Here is a 14,973-nt window from a genome sequence, read left to right on the forward strand (position 1 = left end):
GTCGGTCTCCGACACGTGGGCACAAACCGGGGCCGGACGGCGTTGGGCGGCTGGCTGGGTGCAGGACGCCGGGACGACCAGGAGGCGTGCTCGCCCACCGGTCGACCCGGACCAGTCCGGTGCACCACCGAGCGACCCGGGACAGGGGCCATGTGGCCCCCGGACCGGCGCGACACCCCCGGCCGCTCCTGGCGGCCGGCACCACCGCCGTCGGCGCCCGCCGCAGACGGCAGACGAGCGGGCCGTGCGCCCGCGACGAAGAGAGAGTGAGGGCACACCATGGCCCAGGACTACGACGCCCCCCGGCGCAACGAGGCCGACGAGCTCGGCGAGGACTCCCTGGAGGAGCTGAAGGCCCGTCGGGCCGAGGCGCAGTCCTCCTCGGTGGACGTCGACGAGACCGACTTCAACGAGGCCCTCGAGCTCCCCGGAGCGGACCTGTCGAACGAGGAGCTCACCGTCCGCGTGCTGCCCAAGCAGGAGGACGAGTTCACCTGCTCGCGCTGCTTCCTGGTGCACCACCGCAGCCGGCTGGCAGCCACCCGCAACGGGCAGCCGGTCTGCCGGGACTGCGCGGCCTGAAGAAGGACCCCGCTGCCCCCCCACCTCGCAAGCTCGGCGCGGGACCCTGCAGCGGGGCCGTTCCAGCACGTCACCTGCTCGCGGCGGGGCCCTGCACGGGGGCCGGTCGAGTACGTCGCCCGGCTCGCGGTGGGACCCTGCGAGGTGGCCGTTCGAGCACGTCACTGTCGAGGGGGAACCGATGAGCCAGCAGCCGCGTGACGTCCCGCCGCCGCGCCCCGTGGGCGGGACGCCGGTGGAGGGCGAGATCGTCGGCGCCGACAGCGGCCTCGGCGCCGCTGCGCGGGCTCTCGCCGACGCCGTGGCCGGGCTGCTCGGCCGGGACGAACCCGGCGTGGGCACCCGCGGACGGGACGGCGGCGGACCGGGCCGGACGGCCGCGGGAGCACGGGCGGCGACCGGTGTGCTCGCCGACGTCGTCTCCGCGGTCACCGCCGCGGCCCGGGACGCGCGGGCCGGCTCCGGGCGCGGGAGCTCCGCGGGCACGGACGACCGCGGTGGGACGACCCGTGGGGGCTCGGCCCCCTCCGGTGTGCTGGGCGACCTCCTGGACGCGGCTGCCCCCCGGCTCCCGATCCGGGACGGGGCCCGGCTGCGGCGGGCTCATCCCGGTGCCTCCGACGCGGAGATCGCCGACGCCCTCGTCGCCCGGGCGGCCCGGCTCACCGGTGGGGTCGGCGCCGCGACCGGCGGTCTGGCGGCGGCGCAGTGGTTCGCGCCACCGTCCCTGGTCGCCGTCCCGCTGGAGCTCGGTGCGCAGACCGTGCTGGTGGCCGCCGTCGAGGTGGTGCTGGTCGGGGAGCTGCACGAGCTGGCCGGCCGGCCGGCGCCGGGCGACGCCCGGGCCCGGGCCGGTGCCTACCTGGCCAGCTGGAGCACCCAGCGGGCCGTCGGGAGCACGTCCTCGGGCGGGCTGTTCGCCGCGTTGAGCACCGCCGGGACGGCTGCGCTGCGGCGTCGGATCACCCGCCGCCTGGCCCGGAGCACGACGTCGGTGGCACCTCTGCTGGTCGGTGCGGCCCTGGCCGCCCGCGGCAACCGCAAGGCGACGGGCGCGCTGGCCGACCGGCTGCGCGCCGACCTCGGGCTGCCGCCGTCCGCTCCCGGCGCCTGACCGCCGGGTCGGCCCGCACGGGCACCGGTCAGCGCGGCTAGCCTCGCCGCCGTGCCCGTTCCCCTGCCCGAGCAGCCCCCGGCCGGCGTGGCCGCCGCGGTCGACGTGCCCGTCGTCCTCGGCGCCGCCGCGGTCCTCCCGGCCTACGCCCTGCCCGGCGACGCCGGTGCCGACCTGTGCGTGGCCGAGGACGTCGTGCTCGCGCCGCACCAGCGCGCGCTGGTGGGCACGGGGGTCGCCGTCGCGATCCCCGAGGGGTTCGCCGGCTTCGTGCACCCCCGCTCGGGGCTGGCGCACCGGCTCGGGCTCAGCCTGGTCAACGCACCGGGCACGATCGACGCGGGCTACCGGGGCGAGATCAAGGTCAACCTGGTCAACCTCGACCCGACCACCACGCTGCGGCTCTCCCGCGGCGACCGGGTGGCCCAGCTGGTGGTGCAGCCGGTGGTGCGGGCCCGGTTCGTGCCGGTCCCCGAGCTGCCCGGCAGCGAGCGCGGCAGCGGCGGGCACGGCTCCACCGGCGGCGCAGCTGTGCTGGCCGCCGACCTGACCCCCTCATCTCTGGAAGGACGGGCCTGACGATGCCGTTCGGACGTCGACGCAACCGGATCGACCGCAGCCTGCGCGAGCGGGGCGTGCCCCCGGAACCCCAGGTGCGGGAGCGGGAGGAGACAGCGACCAACGGGCCGTGGGACGAGGCCGACGCCCCGGAGGACGGTCGGCCGCGCGTCGACCTCGGGTCCCTCCGGCTGCCGGCCCTCCCCGGCATGGAGCTGCGGGTGGACGTCAACGCCCAGCAGAAGGTGGTCGGGGCCAGCCTCCGGGCCGGCGACTCGCTGCTGCAGCTGTCGGTGTTCGCCGCTCCGCGTGCCGGCGGCCTCTGGGACGACGTGCGCGCCGAGCTCGCCCGCGGGGCGAGCGGGCAGGGCGGCCGGCTGACCGAGGTGGACGGGCCGTTCGGCCCTGAGCTGGTCGGGTCGATCCTGGTCGCGGCGCCACCGCAGGCGGGGGAGACCGGGGCACCGAAGCCGGTGCGCCGTGCCGCCCGCTTCCTGGGCGTCGACGGCCCCCGGTGGTTCCTCCGCGGGATGATCAGCGGCTCCGCGGCCGCCACGCCGGAGGCGGCTGCGCCGCTGGAGGCGGCGTTCCGGTCCGTCGTCGTCGTCCGCGGGCCGGAGCCGATGCCCGTGCGCGAACAGCTCCCCCTGACGCTGCCCCCGCAGGCAGCCCAGCAGGTCGCCCGCCGGCAGGCCGCGGGCCAGGCCGCGCGGCCGGTCGCCCGCCGGCCCGCCGCACCGGCCGCACCTTCGACGACGCCACCGGCGGCGTCCCCGGTCACGCCGCCCACCGAGCCGGGGACAGCCGGGTGACCGAGCCCGTCCGGCACGACTACGGCCCCGGGCCCGACCAGTTCGTGGAGGTGTCCCTGCCGGCCGGCGACGGCCCGGCGCCGGTCGTGGTGGTGGTGCACGGCGGCTTCTGGCGGGCCCGCTACGGCATCGAGCTGGCCCGTCCGCTGGCCGCCGACCTCGCCGCCCGCGGGTGGGCCGCGGTGGCCGTCGAGTACCGCCGGGTCGGTGCCGGTGGCGGCTGGCCCACCACGCTCCAGGACGTCGCCGCTGCGGTGGACGCCCTGCCCGACGTGCCGTCCGCGGCGCGCCTGGACCTCGGTGACGTCACCGTCCTGGGCCACTCCGCTGGCGGGCACCTCGCGGCGTGGACCGCGGGCCGCGGCCGGTTGCCCGCCGGGGCGCCGGGGGCCGACCCGCGGGTGCCGGTCAGCGCAGTCGTCGCCCAGGCCGGCGTGCTGGACCTGGGTGCGGCGGTTGCCGCTGACCTCGGGGACGGGGCCACGGTCGGCTTCCTCGGCGGCACGCCGGCGGAGCTGCCCGACCGGTACGCCGCGGCCGACCCGGTGCGGCTGCTGCCGACCGGGGTGCCGGTCCTGTGCGTGCACGGGGAGGAGGACACCTCCGTGCCGCTGGACCAGAGCCGGCGGTTCGCCGCCGCGGCGGCTGCGGTCGGGGACACCGTCGAGGTGGCGGTCGTCCCCGGTGACCACATGGCCGTGATCGACGTCTCCGGTGCGGCCTGGCGACGCACCGTCGACTGGCTGGCCGACCGTCGGACAGCGGCCGCCGGCCGCACTACCCTGGGATCGTGACCGAGACCAGGACCGGTGCCTCCACGGAGCCCGGCGCGCGGGGCTGGCTGTCCCGCAAGCTCCAGAAGCTCACCGCCGACGACCGGACCGTGGACGCCCAGGAGCTCCGCTCCGGGGTGGCGTCCGCCGGCTGCTCGGCGGTCAGCGCCTGCCGCAAGGGCGAGGTCGTGACGGTCACCGGCCGGCTGAAGTCGGTCGTCTACACCCCGCGCGAGACGGTGCCCACCCTGGAGGCCGAGCTCTTCGACGGTTCCGGGTCGGTCACGCTCGTCTGGCTGGGCCGCCGCCGGATCCCGGGCATCGAGCCCGGTCGCCGGCTCACCGCACGCGGGCGCTTCGCGGCCTTCGAGGGCCGGCAGGTCATCTACAACCCCTGGTACGAGCTGAGCGCCGGGTGACCCGGTCGTCGGTGCGGGCATGACCGGACGGCCCGGCGGGACCCAGCGGTGAGCGAGCCCGACCGCGGGGGAGTGACCTTCGACCGGCACCTGGTGCTGGACCAGCTGGGTGGCTGGCGCGGCATGCTCGACGCCTCGCTGCCCACGATCGCGTTCATCGTGGCCAACTCCGTGGGCGGCCTGACCGTCGGCATCTGGGCGGCCCTGGTCGCCGCGGTGCTGGTCTTCCTGCTGCGGTTGGTCCGCCGGGAGGGCATCCAGCAGGCCATCAGCGGGCTGTTCGCCGTCGCCGTCGCCGTGGCGATCACCGCGTACTCCGGGCAGGCCCGGGACTTCTTCGTGCTGGGCATCGTGCGCGGCGCCGCGATCGCCGTGATCCTGCTCGGCTCGATCCTCTTCCGCCGTCCCCTGGTGGGGGTGATCGCCGAGTTCCTGGCGCCCAGCCACCTGGGGGCGATGTCCGCCCACCGGCTGCCCACGCTGCGCGGTCGCGCGCGCCGGGACCCGGCCGCGACGCCCGTGCCGGTGGAGGGCGGCGCCACCGTGCCGGTGGCGCCCGGCCCCCGGGCTCCGGACCCCGAGCCGGAGCGGCACTGGCGAGAGGACCCGCGGATGCTGCGGGCCTACAGCTGGCTGACCGTGCTGTGGGCGGCGGTGTTCCTGCTGCGGGCCGCCGTGCAGGGCTTCTTCTACCTGCGCGACGAGGTCGAGCTGCTCGCGACGTCCTCGCTGGTGCTGGGCCTGCCGCTGACCGCCGCCCAGCTCGTGGTGACCCTGTGGGTGGTGGCCCGGCTGCACCGCCACCGCTCGGAGCCGCCGCTCGTCGAGGACCCCGCGGAGCCCGAGGACCGCCCCACCGCCTGACGGCCCCCGATGCGGGGTGGTGCGCTCAACAGCTCCCGTCGGGGCACATGATCGACTGCAGCTGCTCCTCGATGTCGCCGTGGGCGACGAACAGCAGCTCGTCCCCGGCCTCGAGCGGCTCGTCGGGATCGGGGGCGATGACGCGGTCGCCACGCAGGATGGTGGTGAGCACCGTCTCCCGGGGGAGTGGCACCTCGCGCACCGGCCGGCCCACCCACGGGGTGTCGTCGGCGAGGGTGATCTCGACCAGGTTCGCCGCGCCCTTGCGGAAGCTCATCAGCCGGACGACGTCGCCCACCGTGACCGCCTCCTCCACCAGGGCGGCGAGCACCCGGGGGGTCGACACGGCGACGTCCACGCCCCACGACTCGGTGTAGAGCCACTCGTTGCGGGGGTCCTTGACCCGGGCCACCACGCGGGCCACCGCGAACTCGGTCTTGGCCAGCAGCGAGACGACCAGGTTGGCCTTGTCGTCCCCGGTGGCGGCGATGACCACGTCGCAGGTGGCCAGCTGGGCCTCCTCCAGGGAGGAGACCTCACAGGCGTCGGCCTGGACCCACTCGGCGCCCGGCACCGACCGGGGCTTGACCCGGGAGCCGTTCTTCTCGATGAGCATCACGGCGTGGCCGTTGCCCAGCAGTTCGGTGGCGATGGACCGGCCGACCGCGCCGGCCCCGACGATGGCCACGCGCATCAGCGCTGCCCTCCGGTGTGACCCTGCTCGACGGCCTGGTGCACGCGCTCGGTGAGGTCGTCGGTGGCGGCGACGACGAGGTGGTCGCCGGTCTGCAGCACCGTGGTCGGGGTGATGAGCTGGGCCTCGCCGAAGCGCACCAACCAGGCCGCCCGGGAGCCGGAGGCGTTCTCCAGCTCGGCCAGCGGCCGGCCGACCCAGCCGTCGGTGACGGTGATCCGCATGAGCAGCACCTTGCCGGTGGGCTCCCGCCAGATCTCGGTCACCTTCACCGAGAGCAGCTCCCGCATCAGCCGGCCGACCGTCCACGGCACGGTGGCGACGCTGGGGATGCCCATCCGCTCGTACACCTCGGCCCGCTTGGAGTCGTAGATCCGGGCGACGACGTGCTCGACGCCGAACGTCTCGCGGGCGACCCGGGCGCCGATGATGTTGGAGTTGTCCCCGCTGCTCACGGCGGCGAACGCGCCGGCGGAGTCGATGCCGGCGTCCAGCAGGGTCTGCCGGTCGAAGCCGAGCCCGGTCACCTGGCGGCCGCCGAACTCGGGACCGAGCCGGCGGAAGGCCTCGGGGTCCTGGTCGATCACCGCGACGCTGTGGCCGATCACCTCGAGTCGCCGGGCGATCGCCGAGCCGACGCGGCCGCAGCCCATCACGACCACGTGCACCTGTGTCCCACCCCGTCCGCTGCATCCGTGCCGCCCCTGCGGACCGCCGGGGCGTACAGCGCGCGAACGTACACCCGAAGTGGGCCCGTCGCGGCACAGCAGGGGCCGGATCGCCGAGTGGGCAGCCCGTGTGAGTGAGGTCGCCCCGTCACGCCCCAACGGTGGGCTGCGCGTCCGTACCATCGCCGCCGTGCCAAGCCTGTCCGACCTCGGACAACTCCCGAAACGGCTCGTCCTCGGCCGGCCGGTCCGCAGCGACCGCGCCGGTGAGTCGTTGCTGCCCAAGCACCTCGCACTACCGATCTTCGCCAGCGACCCGCTCTCCTCCGTCGCCTACGCGACGCAGGAGATCCTCATCTTCCTGACGCTGGCCGGGACGACGTTCCTGTTCCTCACCCCGTGGCTGGCCGCGCTCGTGGTCGTGCTGCTGACCGTCGTCGTCCTCTCCTACCGCCAGGTGGTGCACGCCTACCCCTCGGGCGGCGGCGACTACGAGGTGGCGATGAAGAACCACGGCCAGTTCGCCGGCCTGGTCGTCGCCAGCGCGCTGCTCGTCGACTACGTGCTCACCGTCGCGGTGTCGGTCAGCTCCGGCACGGACAACATCATCTCTGCGTTCCCGGAGCTCGCCGAGCACCGCGTCCTCATCTCCGTCGTCCTGGTGGCCCTGCTCGTGGCGGTGAACCTGCGCGGGGTGCGGGAGTCGGGGAAGACCTTCGCCTTCCCGACGTACGCGTTCATCGCCTGCATCCTGGTGATGATCGGCACGGGGTTGATCCGGGAGCTCGTCACCGGCGGCGACGTGGTGGCCGAGAGCGCGGGCTACGCGATCCAGCCCGAACCGGGCTACGAGCAGGTGACCGGCCTGGCGCTGATCTTCTTCGTGCTGCGGGCCTTCGCCTCCGGGTGCACGGCGCTCACCGGGGTGGAGGCGATCGCCAACGGCGTGCCGGCGTTCCGCCCACCGAAGAGCCGGAACGCGGCGACCACGCTGGCGCTGATGGGCGGCATCGCGGCCACGATGTTCGCCGGCGTCACGGCGATGGCCCTGCTGGCGGACGTGAAGTACGTGGAGAACGCCTGCGACCTGGTGGGCTTCGACTGCGAGAACCAGCCGCAGCGGACCGTGATCGCGCAGGTGGCGGCGGCGACCTTCGGCGGCGCGGACTCCATCGGCTTCTACCTCGTCCAGGCGGCGACGGCGCTGGTGCTGGTCCTGGCGGCCAACACGGCGTTCAACGGCTTCCCGCTGCTGGGCTCGGTGCTCGCGCAGGACCGGTTCATGCCCCGCCAGCTGCACACCCGCGGCGACAAGCTGGTCTACAGCAACGGGATCCTGCTGCTCGCCGGCTTCGCGATCTTGCTGCTGATCGTCTTCGAGGCCGACTCCACCCAGCTGATCCAGATGTACATCGTGGGCGTGTTCACCAGCTTCTCGATCGGCCAGTGGGGCATGGTGCGGCACTGGAACCGCGAGCTGCGCAGCGAGACCGAGCCCGCCGCCCGCGGTCGCATGCAGCGCTCCCGGCTGATCAACGCCGTCGGCGGCACGCTGACCAGCGTCGTCCTCTTCATCGTCGTGGTGACCAAGTTCGTCGGTGGGGCCTGGATCGTGCTCGCGGCGATGCCGGTGATCTTCCTGCTGATGCGGGCGATCAACCGGCACTACTCGCAGGTGGCCGCGCAGCTGGTGCCCGACAGCGACGCGCGGACCAAGCCCAGCAGGGTGCACGCCGTCGTCCTGGTCTCCAAGGTCCACAAGCCGACGCTGCGGGCGCTGGCCTTCGCCCGAGCCACCCGGCCCGACGTGCTGACCGCCTTGACGGTCAACGTCGACGACGCCGACACCCGCGCGCTGCAACGGGACTGGGAGCGCTACGACATCCCGCTGCCGCTGACGGTGCTCGAGTCGCCGTACCGGGAGATCACCCGCCCCGTCCTGGACTTCGTCAAGGACATCCGGCGCACCGGCCCGAGGGACCTGGTCGTGGTCTTCGTGCCGCAGTACGTGCTGGGCCACTGGTGGGAGAACCTGCTGCACAACCAGAGCGCGCTGCGGCTGCGCACCCGGCTCCAGTTCCTGCCCGGGGTCATGATCACCAGCGTGCCGTGGCAGCTGGAGGGCTCCCAGGACCGGGAGGGCGGGAACGGCAGCGGTCCGGCCCCCGGCGACCTGCGGCGCGGCCTGACGTCCGAGACCGAGCAGACGCCGTATGGCTGACAAAGGACCCCGCTTCCCCCCACCACTCGCAGGCTCGCGGCGGGCCCCTGAAGCGGGGCCGAAGGGACTGGGCTGGGTGGGTCGTCGGTTCGAGGTGACCGTCGGCCCGGTGGCGCATGGCGGGCACTGTGTGGCCCGGCACGAGGGTCGCGTCGTCTTCGTCCGGCACACGCTGCCCGGCGAGCGGGTCGTCGTCGAGGTGACCGAGGACCGGCAGAAGGGCTTCTGCCGCGGCGACGCCGTCGAGGTGTTGGAGCCGGCGCCGGACCGGGTCGAGCGGCCCTGCCCGTACAGCGGCCCCGGGCGGTGCGGGGGCTGCGACTGGCAGCACGTCAGCCACGCCGGCCAGCTCGGGCTCAAGGCCGACGTCGTCCGTGAGCAGCTGTCCCGGCTCGCCGGGCTGGACGTCGACGTCACCGTCGAGGCGCTGCCGGGTGGGCCGCTGCGCTGGCGGTCCCGGGCCCGGTTCGCGGTCGACCGCACCGGCTCGCCCGGGTTGCGCCGGCACCGCTCGCACGACGTCGTCCCGCTCGACGACTGCCCGATCACCGCCGAGCCCGCCGCCCAGGCGGTGCTGGCCCGGCGCTGGCTGGACGCCGGTGCCGTGGACGTCGCCCTCGACTCGGCCGGTGTGGTGACGACGACGACGCTGGACCGCCGCGGCCGGCCGCTGGAGACCCAGGTGCTGCGGCCCGGCGCAGAGGTGCCCGAGGAGCCGGCCGGGCGGGCGCAGCGGACCGCCGGTGGCCGGGACTGGGAGGTCGAGGGCACCGGCTTCTGGCAGGTGCACCCGGCCGCCGCCGATGCGCTGGTGGGCGCCGTCCTCGGCTTCGCCGCGGTGCAGCCGGGGGAGACGGTGCTGGACCTCTACGCCGGTGCCGGCCTGTTCGGTGGGGCACTGGCGCCCGGGGTGGGCGCCGGGGGCCGGGTGGTCTGCGTGGAGTCCGACGCCGCGGCCTGCGCGGCTGCCGACGCGAACCTCGCCGACCTGCCGCAGGCCGAGGTCTGGCAGGGCGACGTGGACGCTCCCGGGCTCACCGAGCTGCTCGGCGACCTCGGCCGCCCCGACGTCGTCGTGCTGGACCCGCCGCGGGCCGGGGCCGGCAAGGACGTCAGCCGGGTGCTCGCCGGTGCCGGTGCCCGCGCCGTGGTCTACGTGGCCTGCGACCCCGCGTCCCTGGCCCGCGACGTCGCCGCGTTCGCCGAGGCGGGCTACCGGCTGGCGGAGCTGCGGGCGTTCGACTGCTTCCCGATGACCGCCCACGTGGAGTGCGTCGCCCTGCTGGTCCCGGCCTGAGCCGGGACCAGCAGGTCAGAGGCTGCGCACCAGGCCGCCGTCGCAGCGCAGCGCCGTGCCGGTGACGTAGCTCGCGGCGTCGCTGCACAGGAACGCCGCGACCGCGCCGAACTCGGCGGGTCGGCCGTACCGCCCCGCCGGGATCGTGCCCCGCGACGCGGCCCGCACCTCCTCCAGCGACTGCCCGGTGCGGCCGGCCGCTGCCTGGTCCAGCTCGGCCACCCGGTCGGTGGCGATCCGCCCGGGCAGCAGCAGGTTCACCGTCACCCCCTCGGCGGCGACCTCGGCGGCCAGTGTCTTGAGCCAGGCGGCGAGCGCCGCCCGGCCGAGGTTGGACGCCGCCAGGTTGGGCAGCGGCGCGGCGACCCCACTGGAGCCGACGGCCAGCACCCGGCCCCAGCCGCGTTCCCGCATGCCGGGCAGCACCGCGGCGACCAGCCGGCGGTGCGGGGCCACCAGTGCGTCGACCGCCGCCGTGACGTCGTCGTCGGTGAGGTCGGCCGCCCGACCGGGCCGGGGGCCGGGCCCGTTGAGCACCGCGACGTCCACCGGCCCGAAGGCCGACTCGGCGGCGGCCACCAGCCGGGCCGGCCCGTCGGCGGTGGTCAGGTCCACCTCGACGCCGACGGCGCGCGGGAGCTCGGCGGCGATCTGCTGCGCCCGGTCCCCGCGCCGGCCGGCGACCGCGACCTGCGCGCCCTCCGCCGCCAGTGCCCGGGCCACCGCCTCGCCCAGCCCGCCGGTCGAGGCCGCCACCACCGCGGTGCGCCCGTCCAGTCCGAGGTCCATCAGCGCACCCCGGCCGGGACGGCGAGCGCGTCCACCTGGCGCACCAGCTGGTCGCGCAGCGCCGCGGGCATCGGTGGCGACGGTGGCCGCACCGCCGCCTCGGCGACCAGCCCACGACGCCGCAGGCACTCCTTGCGGATGGCCAGTCCGATGCCCGGCTGCTGCTCGAAGGCGATCAGCGGCAGGTGGGGCAGGAAGGCCTCGCGGGCGGCGGCGAACCCGTCGGTGGCGAACGCTCGGGTGCAGGCCACCAGGCCCTCCGGGAAGGAGAACCCGGTCATCGCCCCGGCCGCACCGACGGCGAGCTCGTCGAGCAGCCCGAGCCCGCCCAGGCCGCCGAACACCGGGACGTCCAGCCGCGCGGTGAGGCCGGCGACGGCGGCCGCGGTGGGCGGGGACTCCGCCTTGACCGCGGCGACGAACGACAGGCCGGTGAGCGCCCGCACCAGGTCGTCCCCGCCGATCCGCACGCCGCTGGCCACCGGGTAGTCCTGCACCACCACGGCCGCCCCGGTCGCGTCGTGCACCGCCTGCAGGTGCGCCCGCAGCACGTCGGCGCTGGGGGAGTGCACCTGCACCATGACCGCCGCCAGCCGGTCGCCGGCGACCTCCTGGGCCATCCGGACCTCGTCCAGCAGCGGTGCGGTGGCCAGCGACGTCGCACCGACCACGAGCGGCAGCGAGACGGCGTCGACCACCGCGCCGAGCACCGCCCGACGCTCGGCCACCGACAGCCGGGCCGCCTCCCCGAACACCCCCAGCACGGTCAGCCCGGTGGCGCCGGCGCTCTCCAGGTGCCCGGCGAGCCGGGTCAGGCTGTCCCGGTCGACCTCCAGGGCCGGCCCGTGGAACGGGGTGGCCAGCACCCCCCACACGCCCGGTGCCAGTGCGACGTCGCCCACGCCTCAGCCCTGCTCGTCGAAGTAGGCCTCGGCGCCCGGGTGCAGCGGCACGTCGCCGGTGTCGGTGGCGGTCTCCGCGGAGATGTTCTCCGCCTCCGGGTGCACCGCGGCCAGGTCGTCGAGGTTCTCGAAGATCGCCCGGGTCACGTCCTGGGCGACGTCCTCCGGCATGGCGTCGCTGACCACCAGCAGGTTCGGGACGGCGATCGTGGCGACGTCCTCGGGCAGGCCGTAGGTGTCGGCCGGGATGCTGCCCTCGGTGTAGGCCTCGCCGTAGGCCTCCTGCATCTTGGGCAGCTCCTCGTCCAGCGGGAGCGCCACCACGTCCTCGCCCATCGAGGTGACCAGGTCGGTGATGCCGCCGGTGGGCAGGCCGCCGGACCAGACGAGCGCGTCGATCGAGCCGTCCTTCATGCCCTGCACGCTCTCCGGCAGGCCCAGCCGCTGCTGGTCGACGTCGCCGGTGCCCAGGTCGTTGACCTCCAGCAGCCGGGTGGCGATCACCTCGGTGCCGGAGTTCGGGGACCCGGTGGAGACCGTCTTGCCGGCCATGTCCGCGATGGACTCGATGCCGGCGTCGGCGCGGACGAAGACCTGGGTGTAGTTGCTGTAGATCCGGGCCAGCGCCTGCACCGACTGCGGCTCGCCGGCGAACCCGGCCTCGCCGTTGACCGCGTCGGCGGCGGTGTCGGCCAGCGAGAAGCCGATGTCACTGTCACCGGCGCAGACCAGCCGGATGTTCTCCGCCGAGGCGTTGGTGGCCTCCGCCGTCGCCTCGGTGCCCTCGACCTGGTCGGTGAGCACCGCGGCGATGCCGCCGCCGAGGATGTAGTAGACGCCGGTGGTGTTGCCGGTGGCGATGGAGAGCCGGCCACCGCCGGCCGGCTCGGCGCAGCCGGCGCTCTCGCCCTCGGCGGAGCTGCCACCGCCACCACCGGCCTCGCCGCAGCCGGCGAGGGCGAGTGCGGTGGCTGATGCGACGGCGAGCAGGACGGGGGTGCGGGGCCTTCTCACGAGGTGACCTCCTGGGTCGGGATGGGCGGTGCGTTCCGGGTGGCGGACGGCGGGGCCGTCTCCGGCCCGTCGTCGGGGGGCGGCTGGGGGGTCGGGGGAGCGGGGTGCCTGCGGAGGCCGACGAGATGCACCACCACGGCGAGCACGAGCGCGGCCAGGCCGATCAGCACCGTGGTCGTCTCCAGGTACAGCAGCAGGAGCGCGGCGGCGAGGGCGAGCACCCGCTCCGGCGCCCGGGCCGGGCCGATCAGCCACTTGCCGGTGACGACGGCGAGGGCGGCGACGGCGAGTGCGGACACGGCGGTCGCGAACACCACGGTGCCCAGCCCGCCCTCGCCGACCAGGCCCTGGCCGTTGCTGGTCAGCACGAAGGCCAGCGGCACGAGGAAGGCGGGCAGCGTGTACTTGCCCGTCATGATCATCGTCTTGTAGGCGTTGCCGCCGGTGATCGCGGCGGCGGCGACGGCGGCCAGCGCCGTCGGCGGGCTCACCTCGGAGAGCACCGCGTAGTAGAAGATGAACATGTAGGCCTCGGGGGTGGCCACGCCCAGCGAGGTCAGCGCCGGGGCGATGACCACGGCGGCGATGATGAACGAGGCCGTCACCGGCACCGCCAGCCCGAGCACGAGCACCGCGAGAGCGGCCAGCACGCAGGTGACCATGAGCTGGGCGGTCGCGTTGCTGGAGACCAGCCCGGCCAGGTCGACGATGATCGAGGACAGGTCGAGGCCGAGCCCGGTGAGCGTCAGCACCGCCACGATCAGCCCCGCGGCAGCTGTGGTGGCCGCGACCGGCAGGACGCCGGCGGCCCCCTTGGCCAGCGCGTCGAACACCCGGGGCGGGGTCATCCGCCGGCTGCGGTCCAGGAACGACAGCAGGAACGCCAGCGCCGTGGCGTAGACGACGGCCTTGAACGCGGACTGGTCCAGCGCCAGCAGCAGCACGATCACGAACAGCGAGCTGAAGTGGTAGCCGAACCGGCCGAGCAGCCGCCAGAAGCTCTGCCGCTGCAGCGGCACCTCGCGGACGCCGAACCGGCGGGCGTCGAACTCCACCGCAAGGAAGATGCCGAGGTAGTACAGCAGCGTCGGGATCAGCGCGTAGCCGAGCACCTGCAGGTAGGAGACCCGGAGCAGCTCGGCGATGATGAAGGCGGCCGCGCCCAGGGTCGGCGGGGAGAGGATCGCCCCGATCCCGGCGGCGGCCAGCACACCACCGGCGGACTCGCGCGGGTAGCCGGCCTTCTTGAGGATGGGCCAGGCGACGCTGCCCAGGCTGACCGCGGTCGCGGTCCCGGACCCCGAGACGGTGCCCAGCAGGAAGCCGGCCAGGGTGACCGTGCGGCCCGGCGCCGACCGCGACCGGCGGAAGGCCGCGAAGCTGATGTCGATGAAGAACTGGCCGGCGCCGGAGAACTCCAGCACCGCCCCGTAGATCGTGAACAGGATGATGTAGGTGGCCGCGACGTCCAGCGGCACGCCGTACAGGCCCTCGGTGCCCATCACGAACTGCGAGGTCAGCCGGGGGTAGTCGTAGCCGCGGTGGCCGATCAGCCAGCCGTTGGGGATCAGGTCGCCGAGGTAGGCGTAGCCGATGAACAGCAGGCAGATCACCGGCAGCACCGGGCCGACGGTCCGCCAGGTCGCCACCAGCACCAGCGCGCACAGCGCCAGTCCGCAGACCACGTCGATGACCAGCGGCCGGAAGCCGCGGGAGATGTAGGCGTCGAAGCCGGCCAGCAGCGGCCAGATCGCCACGAACAGCGACGCAGCCGCCAGGCCCCAGTCCAGCACGCTGGGCCGGTCGGGGCCCTCGCTCCTCCCGCGCAGCACCCGGACGGCGGGGCGGTAGAGCAGGAAGGTCAGCGGCAGGACGACGGCGAGGAAGATGATCCGGTACTGAAGTGCGGGCACCGGGAAGAAGACGTTCCACAGCGCGTAGACCGAGAGCAGCGCCGCCACCACGCTCACGGCGAGCCGGAGCGGCCCGGTGAGCACCCGGGCCGGCTTCTCCGCATCGGCCTCGGCGGGCACGTCGCCCAGCGCGCCGGGTCGCGCCGGCTCCTCCGTGGGCTCGCTGCCCGGGCGCGATGGTGTCGTCCCCGGCGATGGCGTGGCCACGGGCGATGGCGTGGCCGGAGGCGCCGGCGTCGAGCCGACGGCTCGTTCGCCGGGGCTCCCGGCGTCGGTTCCCTGCACGGACACGGTGTGGCCTCCCTCACGTTTGTTGGAGGGACCGTGACAGCATTCGACGTCGGAGCCCAGCG

Annotated in this window: 15 protein-coding genes; 9 read left to right on the forward strand and 6 right to left on the reverse strand. The window is 75.1% G+C overall.

Annotation, left to right across the window (positions count from 1 at the left end):
• The first annotated feature begins 279 nt into the window (after positions 1 to 279).
• The 7 genes from O2W15_RS22980 (at position 280) to O2W15_RS23010 (ending at position 5,122) form a co-directional block, all read left to right on the forward strand.
• Positions 280 to 582 carry a DUF4193 domain-containing protein gene (locus O2W15_RS22980; RefSeq protein ID WP_036336978.1) on the forward strand — a complete coding sequence of 101 codons (303 nt, stop codon included), beginning with the start codon at positions 280 to 282 and terminating at the stop codon, positions 580 to 582.
• A 181-nt stretch (positions 583 to 763) separates the two neighbouring features.
• Positions 764 to 1,696 (forward strand): hypothetical protein, encoded by a 933-nt coding sequence (locus O2W15_RS22985; RefSeq protein ID WP_269181145.1) that lies wholly within the window; start codon positions 764 to 766, stop codon positions 1,694 to 1,696.
• Positions 1,697 to 1,747: 51 nt separating this feature from the next.
• Positions 1,748 to 2,275 (forward strand): dUTP diphosphatase, encoded by a 528-nt coding sequence (gene dut / locus O2W15_RS22990; protein WP_269165210.1) that lies wholly within the window; start codon positions 1,748 to 1,750, stop codon positions 2,273 to 2,275.
• 2 nt (positions 2,276 to 2,277) lie between these two features.
• Entirely contained in the window at positions 2,278 to 3,066 is a 789-nt protein-coding gene (locus O2W15_RS22995) for a DUF3710 domain-containing protein (protein WP_269181146.1), read from the forward strand.
• The gene (locus O2W15_RS23000; protein WP_269165208.1) at positions 3,063 to 3,860 is read left to right on the forward strand and encodes an alpha/beta hydrolase family protein; all 798 of its coding nucleotides are present in this window, start codon (positions 3,063 to 3,065) and stop codon (positions 3,858 to 3,860) included. The genes O2W15_RS22995 and O2W15_RS23000 overlap by 4 nt, the downstream gene beginning before the upstream one ends.
• On the forward strand, positions 3,857 to 4,258 hold the full coding sequence (locus O2W15_RS23005) for an OB-fold nucleic acid binding domain-containing protein (RefSeq protein ID WP_052091504.1): 402 nt from the start codon (positions 3,857 to 3,859) through the stop codon (positions 4,256 to 4,258). The genes O2W15_RS23000 and O2W15_RS23005 overlap by 4 nt, the downstream gene beginning before the upstream one ends.
• 48 nt (positions 4,259 to 4,306) lie before the next feature.
• Positions 4,307 to 5,122, forward strand: coding sequence for a DUF3159 domain-containing protein (locus O2W15_RS23010; protein WP_269181147.1), 816 nt, complete (start codon positions 4,307 to 4,309; stop codon positions 5,120 to 5,122).
• Positions 5,123 to 5,147: 25 nt separating this feature from the next.
• On the opposite strand, the gene O2W15_RS23015 is transcribed toward O2W15_RS23010, so the two are convergent.
• Positions 5,148 to 5,816 carry a potassium channel family protein gene (locus O2W15_RS23015; protein WP_269165206.1) on the reverse strand — a complete coding sequence of 223 codons (669 nt, stop codon included), beginning with the start codon at positions 5,814 to 5,816 and terminating at the stop codon, positions 5,148 to 5,150.
• On the reverse strand, positions 5,816 to 6,484 hold the full coding sequence (locus O2W15_RS23020; RefSeq protein WP_269181148.1) for a potassium channel family protein: 669 nt from the start codon (positions 6,482 to 6,484) through the stop codon (positions 5,816 to 5,818). Before O2W15_RS23020 ends, O2W15_RS23015 begins: the two co-directional genes overlap by 1 nt.
• Before the next feature lie 190 nt (positions 6,485 to 6,674).
• Between O2W15_RS23020 and O2W15_RS23025 the strand changes: the two genes are divergently transcribed.
• Both O2W15_RS23025 and O2W15_RS23030 read left to right on the forward strand, forming a co-directional pair.
• Entirely contained in the window at positions 6,675 to 8,705 is a 2,031-nt protein-coding gene (locus tag O2W15_RS23025; RefSeq protein ID WP_269181149.1) for an APC family permease, read from the forward strand.
• A 76-nt stretch (positions 8,706 to 8,781) separates the two neighbouring features.
• Positions 8,782 to 10,002 (forward strand): class I SAM-dependent RNA methyltransferase, encoded by a 1,221-nt coding sequence (locus O2W15_RS23030; protein WP_269181150.1) that lies wholly within the window; start codon positions 8,782 to 8,784, stop codon positions 10,000 to 10,002.
• A 15-nt stretch (positions 10,003 to 10,017) separates the two neighbouring features.
• Here the strand turns inward: O2W15_RS23030 and O2W15_RS23035 are convergent, their stop codons facing one another.
• Genes O2W15_RS23035 through O2W15_RS23050 form a run of 4 tightly spaced genes read right to left on the reverse strand, consistent with a single transcriptional unit; the run spans position 10,018 to position 14,827 of the window.
• Positions 10,018 to 10,791 carry an SDR family oxidoreductase gene (locus O2W15_RS23035; protein WP_269181151.1) on the reverse strand — a complete coding sequence of 258 codons (774 nt, stop codon included), beginning with the start codon at positions 10,789 to 10,791 and terminating at the stop codon, positions 10,018 to 10,020.
• On the reverse strand, positions 10,791 to 11,693 hold the full coding sequence (locus O2W15_RS23040) for a dihydrodipicolinate synthase family protein (protein WP_269181152.1): 903 nt from the start codon (positions 11,691 to 11,693) through the stop codon (positions 10,791 to 10,793). The genes O2W15_RS23035 and O2W15_RS23040 overlap by 1 nt, the downstream gene beginning before the upstream one ends.
• A gap of 3 nt (positions 11,694 to 11,696) precedes the next feature.
• Positions 11,697 to 12,707, reverse strand: a complete 1,011-nt coding sequence (locus O2W15_RS23045; RefSeq protein ID WP_269181153.1) for a TAXI family TRAP transporter solute-binding subunit — start codon at positions 12,705 to 12,707, stop codon at positions 11,697 to 11,699.
• Positions 12,704 to 14,827 carry a TRAP transporter permease gene (locus O2W15_RS23050; RefSeq protein ID WP_269181154.1) on the reverse strand — a complete coding sequence of 708 codons (2,124 nt, stop codon included), beginning with the start codon at positions 14,825 to 14,827 and terminating at the stop codon, positions 12,704 to 12,706. The genes O2W15_RS23045 and O2W15_RS23050 overlap by 4 nt, the downstream gene beginning before the upstream one ends.
• Positions 14,828 to 14,973 lie beyond the last annotated feature (146 nt).

Source organism: Modestobacter sp. VKM Ac-2979 (assembly GCF_026967995.1).
GTDB lineage: Bacteria > Actinomycetota > Actinomycetes > Mycobacteriales > Geodermatophilaceae > Modestobacter.